This window comes from Wujia chipingensis (assembly GCF_014337155.1).
GTDB classification, from domain to species: domain Bacteria; phylum Bacillota; class Clostridia; order Lachnospirales; family Lachnospiraceae; genus Coprococcus_C; species Coprococcus_C hominis.
This window is the reverse complement of the sequence record NZ_CP060632.1, coordinates 186,536-202,232: the sequence shown is the minus strand read 5'-3', so window position 1 is coordinate 202,232 and position 15,697 is coordinate 186,536. Positions and strand designations below refer to the sequence as shown.

Genomic DNA, 15,697 nt, shown 5'->3' with positions numbered 1-15,697 from the left:
TATTCTCCAATTAAAACATTTTTCTTAATGATTCTATCAAATGCCTATTTTCCTCTCTCGTACGCACTGCCACGCGGATATATTGTTTTCCATTCTTAATTTTAGGTGCTACATCCTTGATTAAAATATTATCTCGAAGTAACTCCGTTGCAACTCTTTGACTAGTATTTTCATGTATCTCACATAATACATAATTTGCTTCTGATGGAAAAACATCAATTTTTTCAAGTTGTTTCAAAGAATTAATCAATTCTTTCCTGGATATCCTTAATTGTTCTAATGATTTCGCATATTCGTTTTTATACTTTTCAAATATTTGCATAAAAAATTCTGCAAACGAATTTATATTCCAAATAGCAACATCTTTTTTTAATTTAGCAATCATCTTTTTATTACTACTTGCTAAAACGCCTAACCGAAGTCCAGGTATTCCATATGATTTAGATATACTTTTAACTACATATAAATTTTCATAAATCGATAAAATATTTTCCGTAATTAATGTGTTATTTATTTCATTTGCAAAATCCACAAAACTTTCATCTATGATGATATTTATACTTTTTGCTTTCGCCCAATTAATCAACATTAAAATATCAACATGAGGAATATAATTTCCACTTGGATTATCTGGATTTATTATAACCAAATGATTAATTTCCTTTTTATCAAAAAAATTGATTATATCATTAGCTGTATATCTAAAATCCTTAGAATCAATTGCAAATTCAACAATATTTACTTTATATCTATGCCGGTATTCTTCAAATGTAGGTGTTATGATTCCTAATGTTCCATCCAAAGTTTCCATAAAATACTTTATTAGTTCTGCTGCACCATTTCCAATAACAATATGTTCTTGATTAATACCAAAATTTTTTGCTGCAAGTAACGAATTTACTTGCATGCCAGAAGGATACTGTAGTAATAGCAATTCAAAATTTGATTTTAACTCCCTTACCATTTTCTCTGTTGGGAAATATGGATTAACCAAATAACAAAAATCTAAAAGTGTCGGATACCTCCAGTAGCCACCATACCTAGATGTAATCAATTCATACTTTTTCTCCATCGATTCTTCAAATATGCTTGAAGCAATATCCAAATCCTGAATATCATCAATCTCATACCATTTCTGCCCGGTTAATCTTTTCGCTTTCATTTCACAATGTTCAAGCATCGCAATTAACTTGATAACCGATTCATAATATTCATTTACTCCCATTGCTTTAAAATAAGCTTCCAAAAAAGGCACATACACATCAGATGCAAAGGTCTTCCCAAACTTGTATATATTTACAGTCTTATAATAATTTTCTTTTTCTTCAAAGCGCAAATATTTCCCTGGTATAAATTCCACAATAGAATCTTCCGCATCAAGTTCTAAACATGTACCATCCATCCAACTAGCAAATTTATCAACCAAGGCTAGTGTACTGCGTGGATCATCTAAAAGCAAATCTATTGCAGCTTCTTCAAAAATAATATCGGATTCTAATAACAAAGTATCCTCTTTCTGTAAATATTTCTTAGCCAATAAAAGCGAATAAATATTATTGGTTTTATCAAAATCATCATTCTCTACAAATACAACCGGAGTCCTAACATCTAAGTTTTTGACAAATTCAATTAACCCCTGCTTCTTATAGCCCACCACTATCACAATTCTGGAAAGTTTCTTTTTATCTAAAATTTTTAATGTACGTTCAATCAACGGAACGCCATTTACCTTCACCATACATTTTGTATTGTTTTTAGTGAGCTCATGCAGCCTTTTTCCCATACCGGCTGCCAAAATAATTGCCTGCATTTTGTTTACCCCTCTTCAACATCTCCTACATCACTTGGAAACTCTTTCCAATTTGGATATTCATGTTGCATATAACGTTCTTCATCATTTGGAGCTAAGAAATATGCTCCTTCATATTCCACTTTCTTTAATGGAAAAATCGCCTTAGTTGGTATAAAATCTTCTATATTCCACAATCCTCTATAAATAAAACTATCAATACCTGGAAGGATTTTATTTGTTGGTTTCTGACTGACAATTCCCTTGTTTTCTATTGTATCATAGCAATAATCAAACCAATCTTTCATACTTGTTGAATTTTTCTTCACTATAAAAGCATCGCTAACATAAGACGCATATTCTTGAATTGTTAAATCTTCTCTGTAATAATCAAAAGCAAACAACTCCAATTCAGTCACCACATCCTCATTGTCCATAGTGCAAATACGAATAAAATCCGGAAATACCAGAAGAAAATAATTTTTCCCAACCGCAGTTTTTACCTCTTCCCATGTATCAAATGGACTAATATCCGATTTATTGATTCCATCTTTTAATGTTTTTACGCCTGGAATAAATACAGTTGAGTATTTTTTGAAGAAATCCATTAATTTATGTACACCCTCACGCATAATCCCAAAATCAATATCATCATCCCATGGAATAAATCCATTATGCCGCATCCTTCCAATCAGTGTACCGCTTGTAATCCAGCACGAAACAGGACAATGCTCCTCAAGAAAGCTCAAAGCCTTTACCGCTCTGTTTTGAACTAACATTTGCTTTTCTCTCAATTTACCCGTTGCCGGGCTCATATGGTAAATACTTGCATGTCTTTTAAAATAATCCACACGCCTTTTTTCCTTATTTAGTCTTGTATGCAGATATCGGATCATATATGTATTTCTTACTTCTTTACTCTTTAAACTGTCAAGGATTTCAAAATCTATATGTTCCTTTGTCTCAAATCCCGGAAGTTCCTTTGCCACCACATAATCGCAGACACCATCCCCGTCAAGCTGTTCTGCCAATTGCTCAGCATTATGTCCATTTACCCCAAGTACAAGCAGCACTTCCTCTGTTTGTACAAGATTTATAAGTTCCTGATAACTTATAATCTCATGTCCTTCGACCGATTGTCCAATTACATTTGGGTTATTGTCACAAAAATAGTTTACAACATCCGCTCCCAAAAAATGTAACGTCCTTTTACCTACATTTCCACAACCAAATATAACCGTGTACATATATGTCCTCCATTTATGTGCAGATACCAAATGCCTTCATAGTAGCATTACTCATAACAAGCTCTTCATCCATTACCTGAATCTTATCTTCTGATACCTTTTGTTTTAAATAATCATAAATTGCTTTTCGAGTTCGTGCAAATGAACAAGTAATTACAATATGTTCATACTGTAATGTCTCAATCATATCCGGAGCTTCGGCAGGAATACCCTGTCTGCAAAGTTCTTCCCAATTCCGATCAACCAAAGCTACAACTTCACAAAATCCTGTCCTCTGTATCCATGAATATAAACGCTGACCATATAACCCAGCTCCATACAAAATAATCCGACTTCCCTTTTTCACATGTGGATATGGGTACAAGTATGGTAGCTGTTCCATATTCTCATATAAGATATCTGCACGAGGAAGCATAAGAAACAGCACATATTCTTTCCACTGTTCTCTCAAATCATAAATATCTGCATATTTCTTAAATAATCGATTACCCTCATGATATAATAATTGAAACCGTTCTCTTTCTTTTGCCGAATCACCCTGCTGATGCACCATTGAGGTTGGGGTTTGACGATAATGATAAAGACATTCATCTAATATATATATATACTATTCGCCTTAAGTAAATACGGATATATACATAATGCATCATCCCCCATTGTGATTCTGATATCTACATCTGCATGCATTCTTTTTAAAAGTTCTTTCTTAAAAAGCTTATCCCAAAGTCCCGGAAAAATACCCCACTGAAAAAAAGATGTATTCACAATCATATTAGGATATATTTCTTCAATCATTTTATTTTTATCATAATAGCCAACTAAAAATCCATGATTTACGGAAATACTTGTGCTGCCTGTATCTTCTCGTCTTCCACACATTGATACATCTGCATCGTTTATCATCAACGATTTATATAATCGTTCTATCATATTTGATTCCAACCAATCATCTGCATCGGCAAATGCTATATATTCCCCTTCCGCATTTTCAATGCCAATATTTCTCGCATAAACAGCCCCATGATTTTCTTGATGAATAGTCAAAATTCTTGAATCGGCTTCTGCATATGTATCACATATTTTTGAAGATTTGTCCGTTGATCCGTCATCCACCAGTATGATCTGCAAATTTTTATAAGTTTGGGATACAATGCTGTCAAGGCATATAGGCAGATACTTCTCTGCATTATAAACTGGAACAATTATCGAGATTTTGTCCATATCCTATCCTCTTTTTTTCAATTGCTTTTTATAATTATCCATTGTTTCCTGAATCACCTTCAAATATGAGTCCTTATATTTTTTGTCTGGTTCCAAATAATTACCTTCTCCCCATTCATTCCACGCATTAATAAACAAATATTCGTTATCTTCCTCCACCGTCTTCTGTATATTTTTCAAAAGATACTTTTTAAAATTGTTCGGATTTGCCCCTCTTGTTATAATCCCCTTTACCCCTCTTCTCGGAGAGTCGTCAAAGTTAATAAATACAGCTCTATATTGCCCCTTACTATGTTTGCTTTCCAACATCTTTTTATTGATTTTATTGTACGAGATTGTCTTCATAGCAAATCGATTCAAAATACATTTTTTATTATCATGTGGCGTCAGCCATGTTACTTGTCTCAGCATTTCCGCTTTTGTTCTATTTGGCTCAAAATCTACGGATCCATTTACCCATATACTTTTATCCACGTGTTCCCTGTGCATATTCATTGAAATAATATAAACACCATCAAAACCATCTTTCTTTGCACGCATATTCCAATATTGAATCATTTCATTAAATTCTGGTATATTTTTTAATCGATATATTAATAATACTGGTCGGTTTTGATTTTTTATATATCTGTCATCCCTAAAATAATCTAAAAAATATAAATAATGCTTTTCCCATTCCTCTTCTCGTCCATAAGTTTGCGGTATCAGTATTTCTTTCTCTCCACCAGCTCCATGCCACGTTTTCGTCCATGATTCATTTGCCCACGCCATACAGTAATTTATATGTACAGTTTTATCATTTAACAAATTATATATAGGTTTTTCTAATACCATCCTTCCTTCAAACCAATAATGATAAAAACAAAACCCATATATCCCTGCCTTTGTTGCTAATTGTGCCTGCCACCGAATTACTTCTTCATCTAATAAATTATAATAATTATCATTAAATGGTTCTCTTGGCTGATAATGCCCCCAATATAATGGCTTACTTTTTTTTACGTTTGTCCATTCAGTAAACCCCTTTCCCCATGCATCATTATTTTCAGGGATTTCATGAAACTGAGGTAGATAAAAAGATATCAAATTCATAACTTATACACTCCACACAACTTCTTCCAACGACACAATTGGATAATTTACTTTTTTTTCTAGTTGATGCTTGATATTTTCATATGCATAAAAAGGTGTCACAACTATTACATCTGCTTTCGGCAATTCTTCCGATATATCATACACATCTCTAATTCGAGAAATCGTGCAGCTTACATCTCTATCAACACCATAAATCACTCTAATAGGACTATCCTCTAAATCTTCCATCAGTCGATTTGCCAATTCAGCCATGCCATATATGGCGATATTTTTATACCCTTTCCATTCAAAGTACATAGAAACACTTTTTCCAAGGTTTTTTATTTCCAACCAATGATTTAATAAATAATAATTATCCAGCAATTTATCTTTTTCATCCAATAATATTTTATTTCTTTTTAGCTTTCCCGTCATAATTGCTCCCTAAATATCCACAACTCAGCTATTTTTCAAAAAGTCTGCTATATTAATCTTTTTTTTACATCCCGTAATATTGCATTTTTTAATATCAATACCCATAACTGTATTGATTAATAAATCAACTTTTTCCTTATTTTGATCAGGATGTATACATTCATACCCCTTTACATAATAAACATTTCTATCTAAAAAAGTATAAACATTATATCCTTTCTCTCTCAATACTTTAGCCAACACTAACCCTAATTCCCCCGCTCCATATATTCCTATTTTTGCATTACATTCTGTTAAATATCTTTCCAATTTTTTTCTTAAGCTCTGATCATTTAATAATATTCTGTATAGTTTATTATTACAATTTTCTTTATATATTTGTTGATTGAAATTTCTAATCAATCTCTCTTCATATCCTTTTATATATTCTTTAAGATTATACATTAAATAGATTTTTTCATAATCAACATTATTCAATCTACGCATGTTTAAGAAAATGAATTCTAATTTACTTAAACGATCCATTTCTGGATACAATTTCATAATATAAACTATTGTTAAAATTTGCTCACGCCACTTACTATTAACCCCTGTATTTTTTTTATAATCCGCAATCAATAAACATTCATCAACAAATCCAATCTCGAAGTTTTCTGCTACTCGCATCACAAATTCCCAGTCTTCAAGACTATGTAATTCCTCACAGAACATACCTACTTTGTTCAAAACCTGCTTCTTTACCAAAATTGTTGGTGTCCCAATCTTATTAACTTTCCATAATGATTCAAAAATATCCCCTTCTAAATCTTTTGTATCACAATCCAACGAAGGAATATATTTTTCAATCGCTGTTGTCACATAAGCATACCTACAATAAACTAAACCATATTCTCCTTGATCCATTTTTCTTATTTGCTTGTCAAGCTTGTCTTCTTTCCACACATCATCTGCATCATTAAATGCAATCAAATCACATTTGGACTCTAAAACACCTTTATTTCTAGCAGCCGATACACCTCTATGGTTACATTGAATAACCCTTATTCTGGTGTCTTTTTCTTGATAACTCAAACATATTTCCACACTTTTATCCGTTGATCCATCATCAACAATTATTAACTCCCAATTATGATATGTTTGATTCCTAATACTTTCAATACTATCTGCAATTGTGTCTTCATTATTATACACCGGAATAATAACACTAACCTTTTTCATTTTCGTCTCATTCACTCCAATTTTATATCAAAAATGTATCACCATTTACGCACTTTTATATATCTTCTTCCTCTAACTCTAACTAACCTATTTTTCAATTCTCTATATTCATTCCCATACCATATCTCTTTAATCGTTTGTGTATTCTTCCTCGTGACGTTAATATTTCTTGAGATTTTCTTAGAACAACAGTAATCTTTCTTCTAAAAATTTTTATTATTCTCGCAAAGTCCGACAATTCCGAACAATCTGCTATATATTACTCAACGTTGTATACTGGTATAATGCTTATACTTTTCCCCTCAACTATATACTGTACAATATTGATCAACACCTTCAGATTGTAAAAGTTCTACCACTTCATATATTTTATCCGTACCAACGCCAATCATAATTTGATATTTTTCCTTTTTACTTATCATATCCTCAATTGATATAATCGGAATACCATTCTTTGTGTTTCCTATTTTTTTCACATCTTTATCTGCATAAAACATAATTAAGTCCTTATTTTGGGAATAGGCTAAATCTCCAACTTTTCCCGCTCCATAAACTATTATTTTCTTTTCCTTCTTAAATTTAACGTCATTATTTAAAAAAGGAATATACTTCAAAAAGATTTCCCTTAAATCACATTCTCTATATCCAGCCTCAAGGAACTCATAATATAACATACATAATACATCAGGCGAGTCTTTCATCTTTTCAACAATTTTATAAATATATTCCCAACGAAGTCTTAACAATTGTCTTCTAATTTCATGCTTTCTAGTTGAAGTCAAATTACCAGCATGCGCTCTATATATATACAATGTTTTATTAATATGTCCGATTGTACCATAGTAAAATAAAATCCGAAGCCAGTACTCATAATCTTCAACCAAAAACATATTCTCGTCATATATTCCAATTGTATTTAGTACCTGTTTTCGATACATAAAACAAGCCCCTACACAATCATTTACATACATTTTTGTATCGTTGTATTGCTCACATGACGTTATAAACTGATTATTTGCATCTATTATATCCATATCTGCAACAACCATTTGCTCGTCACCATGATTGTCCAAATAATTTACCATTTCTTCAATTGCTTGCGGTAAATAATAATTATCATCTGATGTCCATGTATAATACTCCCCTTTTGCAGAGTCAAATCCTATATTCAAAGAAGCAGGCAATTTTTTATTGGTATCATTATGAATTACTTTTATTCGCGCATCTAAATCTGCAAATTCTTCTACAATTACAGGTGTAGAATCCGTAGAGCAGTCATTTACAATAATTAATTCCCAATCTTGAAATGTCTGATTAATAACACTTTCAATAGATTCTCGAATATATTTTTGACCATTATATGTTGGTAACACAATTGACACCTTCGGCATAATTATTTCTCCTTAAATATTTTCTGAATTATATCTACGATTCGTCTAGATGCATTTCCATCTCCATATGGATTCATAGCATTACTCATACTAGTATAAGCATTAACATCACTAAGTAGTTTTTCTGTTTCTAACACAATAGCATCCTCATCCGTTCCTACTAGTTTTAAAGTTCCCGCTTCAACCCCCTCAGGGCGTTCTGTTGTATCCCGCATAACCAGAACGGGTTTCCCTAATGCCGGTGCTTCTTCCTGAATCCCACCACTATCGGTAAGAATCAAATAACTTCTATCCATAAAATTATGGAAATCATATACATCCAGAGGTTCTATCATCTTTATACGTTCACAACCTTCAAATATCCTATTTGCTATACTTCGTACTTTCGGATTCTTATGTATCGGATAAACGACTTTCACCTCGTCATAATTTGTTACTATTCTTTTAACCGCTTCAAATATATGTTCCATTGGTGTGCCAATGTTCTCACGCCTATGAGCAGTTAATAAAATTATCTTACTTCCTTTACACCAATCAAGAACATCACTCTGATATTCTTCCGATACAGTTGTCTTTAACGCATCAATTACGGTATTCCCCGTTACGAATATCTTACTTTCATTTTTTCCTTCGTTCAATAATTGTTTTTTTGCTAGTTCTGTTGGAGCAAAATATATATCTGTAATCAGATCAACTGCCTGCCGATTAAATTCCTCTGGATACGGAGACTGCATATTATAAGTTCGCAATCCTGCTTCCACATGTCCTATTGGGACTTGATGATAGAAAGCAGCCAACGCTGCCGCAAAAGAACTCGAGGTATCTCCATGTACTAGTACTAAATCCGGTTGTTCTTTCTCAAAAACTATATCCAAGCCATTCAATATCTCCGAAGTAATCATGCTTAAGGTTTGATTCTGTTTCATAATTTGTAGATTATAATCTGCCTGAATATGAAACAAATCCATAACCTGTTGCAACATCTCTTTGTGTTGCCCCGTCAAGCAAACTCTACATTCAATCTCTGGTCTTTTCTTTAATTCTTTTATTACCGGACACATCTTAATTGCTTCTGGTCGTGTGCCGAAAATAGTAATAATTTTCATATTACTTTACCGTTCCAATCCAAGCATAAAATAATCCATTTGCTTCATTATCATCAAAACTAATCTGCTTTTCTACGTGAACCTCTGAACAATATTCTTTCATTATTTGTGTTAATTCATGTTCATCAAACCATTGTTCCCAATCGCCAATATCAAAATAGCCATACATCTCTTTATTCTTATCTACTACAACGATTGTCCCGCCTGTTTTTGTCACTCTCGCCATCTCGCTAATTGCTCGCTCTGTATCAACAGCATGTTCCAAAGCTTCACATGTATATACAATATCGAAGCTATCATTTGCATATGGTATATTTGTTAAGTTTCCCTGTTGCTTTTCTACTCCTGTTAATTCCGAAAAGTACTTCATAACATTCGTTGATAAATCAACAGCATAATAACTGTTCTTCGGAAAATCAACAACCAGACGCTTTAGATATCTACCCTTTCCACACCCTAAATCAAGTATGTTTAATGAACTTTTCTGGTCATTTCCCTCTATTACATTTTTTATTACTTTATATCTTCCATCATCCTCAGAAATCTCATTACAAAATATACTTGCCGTATTCTGGAATTGGCAAAGATTCTTATAATACAAAGCATCTAAAAAATATTTGTTTGCCCAACTTATTTCCTGATTTGGAAAATAAGTGTTTGTTTCCTCCGAATCATCTTCAGAAATATAGCTTCCAAACCATCCACCTGATTCATTTTGTAATTTGCATGCATATTCAAAAGCTTTATTTCCATGTTCTTCATCGCCAAGGCGAAACCATATTAACGACAACTGAAATAACCCTGTAGAACAAACCCAATCCACATTGTTGTACGCAGGAACTGCTCCACTTGTTTTCTGATACTTCTCAATATTTTTCATAGCTTGTCTCGCCATATCAACTTCTCCAAGATCAAGCATAGCTTCAACAACATAAGCATAAAAATGGGAAAGCAAACTAAAATTTAAAATTTTATTTTTATAGCACCTTTTGTAATATTCTAACGAAAGATGTGCTTTTTGAATATACTCATCATTCTCCAATCTTTTGCCCGCTTCAATAATAGGACTTAGACAATATGTATGAATCAACTCTGAACAAGTATCTTCATCATTCCCCCAACAAGTCTCATCTGGTGTTACTAATCGTCCCTCGGGAGTCATACAACTTAATATCCAATCAGCGCCATCCCTGATTGCCTTTTCCACACGTTTCTTATCCGGATGAATATCCCATATTGCAAGTAAACCCTTCAGTATTTGAGCCGAATCAAATATATAGGCTGATTGATCGTCGGTGTCATACCATGAACCATCTGCCTTTTGGATATCCATAAGCCAATTTGCATACTGTTCCGCCAAGTCTCTATAACCCCAACGGATTAATGAAGGAATATAATATCCTGTAACTTCTGGATATGAAATAGTTTTTCCCGTGTTATTGATAATTCCCTTTTCTTGAACAGAATGAATTTTTATCCAACGTATTGTCTTGTCATATCTTATAACATAATCCTCTCGTAATAGGAGCTTTTTCTTGGTAATCTCTATCTGTATTTCTTTATATGACTTAATCCTTCTGATTCCAAGCTTCTCCAATTGTTGTTTTATCTGCTCATAATATGGTTTTGCTACCGTAATAACCACTTGTTCATCTACAATTTCCTTTATCATTTCTTCGCAAGACAAAACTCTAATATTTTCAACATATGTTCCTTGCTTTTTAGGATCATTATCCACAAAACACTTTACCTTATTTTCACCTAAAAGTTCCAGACAACTTTTTCCATACTCTCCTGCACCAAACAACACATATTTTCCCATATTTTTTACAATCCTCTCTTGTTAATTTAAACATACATAATTTGTCGCATTACGCTTAGCCAGCTCTTCTGTAATTTGTTCCCTCAAATGTTCATTTACCGATACAATTACCAAATTTCGTTTATCCGAAAAGTCAATCTCATCTATCGAATACACCTTAACATTTCCTATCATTTCATTATTTGCTTTCCGCGACACAATAAATCCGCCAATATCCCAGTTCAGGTGAAGCATCTTTATCAATTTAAGAACTATATGTCCAACTTTACCTGCACCATACAAATATATTCGTTCATTTGTAATCATTTTGTCTATTTTCATAATAGCGTTATATTCACTTTGATACAGTTCTTTTATTGCCGCCTTAAGAAAGCCTTGCTGTTTATAATTGTCATGAAATCTAAAATAGAATTCACTATTGAATCCCCAATCCCCCTTTTGCAAATCATGTTTTATGTAATATTCATTAACAATACCTCTGTCTTTAATTTCTTTGACAGTTAATTTACATTCAATATTCTCAAATATCTTTTCTCCTTTTTCACTATTTATCACTATGATTGAAGGAGTTTTACAATTAATTTTATTTTTTTCGCAATATTCTTTGTTATCAAAATCCCCCACTGTAATATCGCTTAAATGCACCTTATCTGCATATTCACAAGTAAAGCAGGTCCTCTTTATCCCGGCAGAGTTAATAAATAAATTATACAATAGATTATCAGAACAATACTCTGTTACAACTTCGTTCTTATTAACTAAAGTTAAAGCAAAATTATTAACATCCGACTCCGCTCTAAAATCAATATGCGTTACGTCCTTGCAACAAACATTCAGATATTCTTTCAACACAAAATTTTCCAAAACACCATGGCAAAATAAATCCATACATATAATTTTTTCGTAATTATTATATTTATTATATATACTGCTAACTTGACATGGTGTACCCGTAAATAAAATATATCGGTCTTGTTTTACTAACCTATCGATATCATCAATCGTCAAAAACCACTTACTTTGTACATATTTTGACTTTCGCAATTTATCCAAATCTGTTTTATTTTCTATTCCTATATGTTTTATATTTTTTTCCTTACTGTCAAATATTGCGCCAAAAACAACTCCTTTTTTTTCTAATATTAATTCCGCCAATGCAGTAAATATCCCACCAGATGCACTTTTTTTAACAATTTTCTCGTTATTGTTATACCCAACATATATTCTCTTAATCTTGTTTGAAAAAGATATATTATTACATGCATTGACACAAGCCCCACATTTTATACACTTATCTTCAACGATTTGAGGATAATAGTTTAATTTCCCTTTTTTTAATATAATTGCCTTTTGAGGACATGCCATCATACATTTTGCACAAACGCTACATTGCGCTTCATCTTTCAATCTGATTTCCATCCGTGGTCTTTCCTCCCCTAGCATTTTTCCCTTTTTCTATCTCATATTTAGTCTATCGCCTTTTTTAACCAATCTAAAGAATAATTTTTTGCTTCCTTTAATTTTTTGTCCGTATAGTCGTAGTTTATTTCTGCCTCAAAATCAATATCATTATTAGGAATTCTACACATTTCTAACAATGTTTGCGATCTGTTTTTCACATAATCGATCTGGCAGAATTTTATAGGTTTCCTGTAATTCAATCCCATCATCAACCCATGAAACGTGCTCGTCACTATACATTCTGCGGAAGCAATCATTCCAATCCATTCTAGTGAACGCAGCTCATTTCTTCTAAAACTAATATCGCACCATTCATTAATAAATCCTATGCTTATTAACTTCAATTCCCTTTCTTTTGCATACTTCTTCACATTATCAATAAATCTAAGACTCCAGTTTGCTCCATATACAGCAATATACTTATTTAAATATGTTTTTTTTACATTTTTGTCTGAAGAAAAATCCCAAAGCAATGCCGGATCCAATACAACTGGCGCATCTTCCCCTATTGTTTTTTTTACAAGCATCCTTGTTGTGTTATCTCTGACCGAAATTGCATCATACTTTTTTAACCCTGTTGCAACTTGTTGAGAAATATAGTCATTACCCGAAAAAATCCCGGAACTTGGAGCATAAGAAATCAGTTTTTTAACATTAGGTAAATCATTTCCCACTAGATGCCAATCCGATTTAAAAGCGCCTGTTAATATTTCTTCCCATATTGAATCGGCCCCTGTAATCAAAACGTCCCATGGTTCATTTTCTAATTGTTTTTCATTCATTTGACAAGTATGCGATATTTCATCCCAATTGTAAGAAAAACAATTATATCCTTTCTTGTCTTTCTTATAATAGCTATCCCAATGTGATTGTTCTAGATATGCAATATGCTGCACAGTATCATTTGGATACATTTTCTGAATTACTTTATTCAATGCATAAGCCTGAGTCCAAGCTCCATAATTGGCGACACCCCAATATGTTAAAATTCCAATTTTTTTCATTATTTTAACTTCCTTTATGTTTGATCATAAGTAAGGAAATATAGTTTCTTCTAAGTCCATTCAGCTATATCTCCTTTCGAAATACCCCAATCTGTTTCCTTAATTGCCGGGGTATTACAATATCTACAAAACGGAATTGGTTTTGTTAAAAAATTCATAATATCTTCCAATTTATCTATCTTATAAATATCTATATAATCTTTTTCACATATATGTAATTCTGTATTGTAAGCCTTGTTAAATTTATCTATATGTCTAGCTGTTGGACACGGAAATATTTTTCCATGTTTTAAGACAGGACATAAATTTGCATTAGGGCAATACATAAAACTACAATTTTCGAATCTGCTTCCTGAAATATCTATCACTTTATGAGTCCACATACATCCTGTTGCGTCTCCAAAATAATGATATTTCACCCGTTTTTCTTCCGCTTTCTTTTCTAAGTTCTTATAGTCTACTTTTATCGGATATTTCGTAGGACATACATCTATCTGTTGAGCATGACAAATATCCCAAAATTCTTCATCCATTTTTGGTAATAGTATACCATTTGTGACCAAATTAATTACACCTATCGGGAAGTATCTTCTTGTCATTTTTATGATGTCTTTGATATCTTTATGTAAAAGCGGCTCCCCCCCCAATAAATTTATATGATGCATCACACCGCCAGACAAGTCCGCTAGTGTACTGTATCATTGATATTTAGTATATCTGCCACTTTAATTAAAAAGTGACAGATGATAGTGTCGGATACAGTGATATCAGTTTTTCCCGTGCATCCCCTGTTTGGAAATGCCACTGTATCTTAGCTGTATCCCAATTACGTTCCATTTCCCATGCTGATAACTCACATTTAAGTTTGTCAAGGGTGGATATTCGACGCGAAAGACATTGGCGTGTCATTACATTAAGCTCAATTTCAGCCATGTCAAGCCAACTTCCATGTTTAGGCGTATAGTGGATTTCCAGTCGTTTTATGATCCTTCTTGCTTCTGATGGTGGAAATGCTTTATAAAGTGAAGCAGCTTTATGGGTGTTTAAATTGTCCATTACCAGTATGATTTTCTTTGCATCTGGAAACATTTCATCTGACAGATATTTGATTTCCATTGCCCAGTCAATTGCAGTACGGTGTTCATGGACACTCACATGGTGTCTGCCGCCAAGTGGTTCAACAAAAGCAAATATGCTGCAGGTGCCATTCCTCTTATATTCGGAATCCGTTTTCTGGTTGTCACCCGGACGAACAGGCAGTGGCTGCCTTACATCATCCAAAAGCTGGTATGGCTTTTCATCCATACAGACAACAGGGTACATCGGGTCATATGGGAGTTCATAAACATCAAGGACATCTTCCATGCAGGCTACAAAATCAGCATCTTCTTTTGACGGAATACACCAGTAGTCATTCATGTGAGGTCGAAGTTTATTTTTTTTAAAGCCCTGCCGATGGTATCTTTACTGACTGGAACATCAAGTACAATTTTTGCCTGTTCTTCCAGCAGACGGAGTGTCCAGCGGGAATGTCCTTCCGGTGCAGGACTGCACGCAATTTCAATAATACGAGCCTCAGCACGCCCATCAAATTTTCTGCGTGCATTATCAGAATTGACATTCCGGTTCATTGTACGGATACCCTGGATGCCTTTTTCGGAATAAAGCTTTACAGTATTCATGATAGTAGCCATACATACGCAATTTGTTTTGGCAGACTGTGCATGGGTAAGAACTTTACCGTGTGCCTCATCTAGATCAATGATAATCTGGCATCTGTTTCGAACAGTTTTGGTTGTTTGCTTTTTACGCATAACAGATTTTAGTTCCTTGAGTTCGTCATCCGTTAATGAAATATTATATTTTTTTGGTCTTGCCATCTAAAATCACCGCCGTTTCTTTTTAGTATATCATGAAACGGTTTGTCAG

15 protein-coding genes are annotated in these 15,697 nt (G+C 33.2%); all 15 read right to left on the bottom strand.

Going from position 1 to position 15,697, the window contains the following annotated elements:
• Nucleotides 1–10: 10 nt before the first annotated feature.
• The 15 genes from H9Q76_RS00975 to H9Q76_RS00905 all read right to left on the bottom strand — a co-directional run bounded on the left by H9Q76_RS00975 (nucleotide 11) and on the right by H9Q76_RS00905 (nucleotide 15,648).
• Complete coding sequence (locus tag H9Q76_RS00975) at nucleotides 11–1,810, bottom strand: aminotransferase class I/II-fold pyridoxal phosphate-dependent enzyme (protein WP_249321385.1); 1,800 nt, start codon at nucleotides 1,808–1,810, stop codon at nucleotides 11–13.
• A gap of 5 nt (nucleotides 1,811–1,815) precedes the next feature.
• Entirely contained in the window at nucleotides 1,816–3,036 is a 1,221-nt protein-coding gene (locus H9Q76_RS00970) for a LicD family protein (protein ID WP_249321384.1), read from the bottom strand.
• Between the two features lie 13 nt (nucleotides 3,037–3,049).
• On the bottom strand, nucleotides 3,050–3,487 hold the full coding sequence (locus tag H9Q76_RS00965; protein WP_249321383.1) for a hypothetical protein: 438 nt from the start codon (nucleotides 3,485–3,487) through the stop codon (nucleotides 3,050–3,052).
• Nucleotides 3,488–3,627: 140 nt separating this feature from the next.
• Complete coding sequence (locus H9Q76_RS00960) at nucleotides 3,628–4,257, bottom strand: glycosyltransferase family 2 protein (protein WP_249321382.1); 630 nt, start codon at nucleotides 4,255–4,257, stop codon at nucleotides 3,628–3,630.
• A gap of 3 nt (nucleotides 4,258–4,260) precedes the next feature.
• The gene (locus tag H9Q76_RS00955) at nucleotides 4,261–5,349 is read right to left on the bottom strand and encodes a glycosyltransferase WbsX family protein (protein ID WP_249321381.1); all 1,089 of its coding nucleotides are present in this window, start codon (nucleotides 5,347–5,349) and stop codon (nucleotides 4,261–4,263) included.
• 3 nt (nucleotides 5,350–5,352) lie between these two features.
• Nucleotides 5,353–5,766: a hypothetical protein gene (locus tag H9Q76_RS00950; RefSeq protein ID WP_249321380.1), complete on the bottom strand. Its 414-nt coding sequence runs from the start codon at nucleotides 5,764–5,766 to the stop codon at nucleotides 5,353–5,355.
• A gap of 24 nt (nucleotides 5,767–5,790) precedes the next feature.
• The gene (locus H9Q76_RS00945; protein ID WP_249321379.1) at nucleotides 5,791–6,984 is read right to left on the bottom strand and encodes a glycosyltransferase; all 1,194 of its coding nucleotides are present in this window, start codon (nucleotides 6,982–6,984) and stop codon (nucleotides 5,791–5,793) included.
• 302 nt (nucleotides 6,985–7,286) lie between these two features.
• Complete coding sequence (locus H9Q76_RS00940; RefSeq protein WP_249321378.1) at nucleotides 7,287–8,375, bottom strand: glycosyltransferase; 1,089 nt, start codon at nucleotides 8,373–8,375, stop codon at nucleotides 7,287–7,289.
• Nucleotides 8,376–8,377: 2 nt separating this feature from the next.
• Nucleotides 8,378–9,481 (bottom strand): non-hydrolyzing UDP-N-acetylglucosamine 2-epimerase, encoded by a 1,104-nt coding sequence (gene wecB, locus H9Q76_RS00935; RefSeq protein WP_249321377.1) that lies wholly within the window; start codon nucleotides 9,479–9,481, stop codon nucleotides 8,378–8,380.
• A gap of 1 nt (nucleotide 9,482) precedes the next feature.
• On the bottom strand, nucleotides 9,483–11,303 hold the full coding sequence (locus H9Q76_RS00930; RefSeq protein WP_249321376.1) for a methyltransferase domain-containing protein: 1,821 nt from the start codon (nucleotides 11,301–11,303) through the stop codon (nucleotides 9,483–9,485).
• A 21-nt stretch (nucleotides 11,304–11,324) separates the two neighbouring features.
• Nucleotides 11,325–12,722 carry a Coenzyme F420 hydrogenase/dehydrogenase, beta subunit C-terminal domain gene (locus tag H9Q76_RS00925; RefSeq protein ID WP_249321375.1) on the bottom strand — a complete coding sequence of 466 codons (1,398 nt, stop codon included), beginning with the start codon at nucleotides 12,720–12,722 and terminating at the stop codon, nucleotides 11,325–11,327.
• A 47-nt stretch (nucleotides 12,723–12,769) separates the two neighbouring features.
• Entirely contained in the window at nucleotides 12,770–13,768 is a 999-nt protein-coding gene (locus tag H9Q76_RS00920; protein WP_249321374.1) for a polysaccharide pyruvyl transferase family protein, read from the bottom strand.
• 50 nt (nucleotides 13,769–13,818) lie between these two features.
• A complete protein-coding gene (locus H9Q76_RS00915) occupies nucleotides 13,819–14,367 on the bottom strand; it encodes a hypothetical protein (protein WP_249321373.1) in 549 nt (182 codons plus the stop codon).
• A gap of 130 nt (nucleotides 14,368–14,497) precedes the next feature.
• Nucleotides 14,498–15,187 (bottom strand): IS630 family transposase, encoded by a 690-nt coding sequence (locus H9Q76_RS00910; protein ID WP_249321123.1) that lies wholly within the window; start codon nucleotides 15,185–15,187, stop codon nucleotides 14,498–14,500.
• On the bottom strand, nucleotides 15,184–15,648 hold the full coding sequence (locus H9Q76_RS00905; RefSeq protein WP_006855331.1) for a helix-turn-helix domain-containing protein: 465 nt from the start codon (nucleotides 15,646–15,648) through the stop codon (nucleotides 15,184–15,186). The genes H9Q76_RS00910 and H9Q76_RS00905 overlap by 4 nt, the downstream gene beginning before the upstream one ends.
• Between the last annotated feature and the right edge of the window lie 49 nt (nucleotides 15,649–15,697).

Excerpts from the sequence above, each read along its gene's own strand:
- H9Q76_RS00945 (WP_249321379.1), bottom strand. The coding sequence starts at position 6,984 with ATGAAAAAGGTTAGTGTTATTATTCCGGTGTATAATAATGAAGACACA.
- H9Q76_RS00975 (WP_249321385.1), bottom strand. The coding sequence starts at position 1,810 with ATGCAGGCAATTATTTTGGCAGCCGGTATGGGAAAAAGGCTGCATGAG.
- H9Q76_RS00960 (WP_249321382.1), bottom strand. The coding sequence starts at position 4,257 with ATGGACAAAATCTCGATAATTGTTCCAGTTTATAATGCAGAGAAGTAT.
- H9Q76_RS00920 (WP_249321374.1), bottom strand. The coding sequence starts at position 13,768 with ATGAAAAAAATTGGAATTTTAACATATTGGGGTGTCGCCAATTATGGA.
- H9Q76_RS00955 (WP_249321381.1), bottom strand. The coding sequence starts at position 5,349 with ATGAATTTGATATCTTTTTATCTACCTCAGTTTCATGAAATCCCTGAA.
- H9Q76_RS00905 (WP_006855331.1), bottom strand. The coding sequence starts at position 15,648 with ATGGCAAGACCAAAAAAATATAATATTTCATTAACGGATGACGAACTC.
- wecB (WP_249321377.1), bottom strand. The coding sequence starts at position 9,481 with ATGAAAATTATTACTATTTTCGGCACACGACCAGAAGCAATTAAGATG.
- H9Q76_RS00970 (WP_249321384.1), bottom strand. The coding sequence starts at position 3,036 with ATGTACACGGTTATATTTGGTTGTGGAAATGTAGGTAAAAGGACGTTA.
- H9Q76_RS00930 (WP_249321376.1), bottom strand. The coding sequence starts at position 11,303 with ATGGGAAAATATGTGTTGTTTGGTGCAGGAGAGTATGGAAAAAGTTGT.
- H9Q76_RS00925 (WP_249321375.1), bottom strand. The coding sequence starts at position 12,722 with ATGGAAATCAGATTGAAAGATGAAGCGCAATGTAGCGTTTGTGCAAAA.
- H9Q76_RS00950 (WP_249321380.1), bottom strand. The coding sequence starts at position 5,766 with ATGACGGGAAAGCTAAAAAGAAATAAAATATTATTGGATGAAAAAGAT.
- H9Q76_RS00910 (WP_249321123.1), bottom strand. The coding sequence starts at position 15,187 with ATGAATGACTACTGGTGTATTCCGTCAAAAGAAGATGCTGATTTTGTA.
- H9Q76_RS00915 (WP_249321373.1), bottom strand. The coding sequence starts at position 14,367 with ATGACAAGAAGATACTTCCCGATAGGTGTAATTAATTTGGTCACAAAT.
- H9Q76_RS00940 (WP_249321378.1), bottom strand. The coding sequence starts at position 8,375 with ATGCCGAAGGTGTCAATTGTGTTACCAACATATAATGGTCAAAAATAT.